This is a genomic window from Listeria sp. MAN/IMW/UF555, from assembly GCF_058684075.1.
In genome coordinates, this window is the sequence record NZ_JBZWZS010000009.1 from 1 (window position 1) to 1,528 (window position 1,528).

Sequence of the window (1,528 nt, forward strand, 5' to 3'; positions counted from 1 at the left end):
CCCATGCTGAACCCGCCGATGCTAACCGTCTGAAGCTCCTCCGACCCACTTGTGGGCGATGGAGTGGAACACGGGACCCGGAGTGGTAGTAGGCAAGCGATGGGGTGACGCAGGAAGGTAGTCCTACCGGTGAGTGGTAGTACCGGTGCAAGGGTGTGGCCCGCGGGGTAGGCAAATCCGTCCCGCATACAGGGTGAGACCTGACGCATAGCCGAATGAGGCGAATTGGATGATCCTATGCTGCCGAGAAAAGCCTCTAGCGAGTTCCGAGCGGCCCGTACCCCAAACCAACTCAGGTGGTCAGGTAGAGAATACCAAGGCGATCGAGCGAACTGTGGTTAAGGAACTCGGCAAAATGCCCCCGTAACTTCGGGAGAAGGGGGGCCATCTACTGTGAACCGTCTTGCGCGGGGTAGCGGTGGGTGGCCGCAGAGACCAGTGAGAAGCGACTGTTTACTAAAAACACAGGTCCGTGCGAAGTCGTAAGACGATGTATACGGACTGACGCCTGCCCGGTGCTGGAACGTTAAGGGGACGGGTTAGCTGCTTCGGTGGCGAAGCTCAGAACTCAAGCGCCAGTAAACGGCGGTGGTAACTATAACCATCCTAAGGTAGCGAAATTCCTTGTCGGGTAAGTTCCGACCTGCACGAATGGCGTAACGACTTCTCAGCTGTCTCAACCACAGGCTCGGCGAAATTGCACTACGAGTAAAGATGCTCGTTACGCGCGGCAGGACGGAAAGACCCCGGGACCTTTACTATAGCTTGATATTGGTGTTCGGTTCGGCTTGTGTAGGATAGGTGGGAGACTGTGAAGCGGGCACGCCAGTGTTCGTGGAGTCGCCGTTGAAATACCACTCTGGTCGAATTGGATGTCTAACTTCGGTCCGTGATCCGGATCAGGGACAGTGTCAGGTGGGTAGTTTAACTGGGGCGGTTGCCTCCCAAAATGTAACGGAGGCGCCCAAAGGTTCCCTCAGCCTGGTTGGCAATCAGGTGTCGAGTGCAAGTGCACAAGGGAGCTTGACTGTGAGACCGACGGGTCGAGCAGGAGCGAAAGCTGGGACTAGTGACCCGGCACCGGCATGTGGAAGCGGTGTCGCTCAACGGATAAAAGGTACCCCGGGGATAACAGGCTGATCTTCCCCAAGAGTCCATATCGACGGGATGGTTTGGCACCTCGATGTCGGCTCGTCGCATCCTGGGGCTGGAGTAGGTCCCAAGGGTTGGGCTGTTCGCCCATTAAAGCGGCACGCGAGCTGGGTTCAGAACGTCGTGAGACAGTTCGGTCCCTATCCGCCGTGCGCGTAAGAGACTTGAGAAGAGCTGTCCCTAGTACGAGAGGACCGGGACGGACGAACCTCTGGTGTGCCAGTTGTACCGCCAGGTGCACTGCTGGTTGGCTACGTTCGGCAGGGATAACCGCTGAAAGCATCTAAGCGGGAAGCTCGCTTCAAGATGAGGTCTCTCACCGGGTGAACCGGGTAAGGCCCCCGCCCAGACCAGCGGGGTGATAGGCCGGAAGTGG

1 rRNA gene is annotated in these 1,528 nt (G+C 57.9%); it reads left to right on the top strand.

Going from position 1 to position 1,528, the window contains the following annotated elements:
- Nucleotides 1-1,528 (top strand): 23S ribosomal RNA (locus tag AC4PG8_RS13805); the annotation flags it as partial.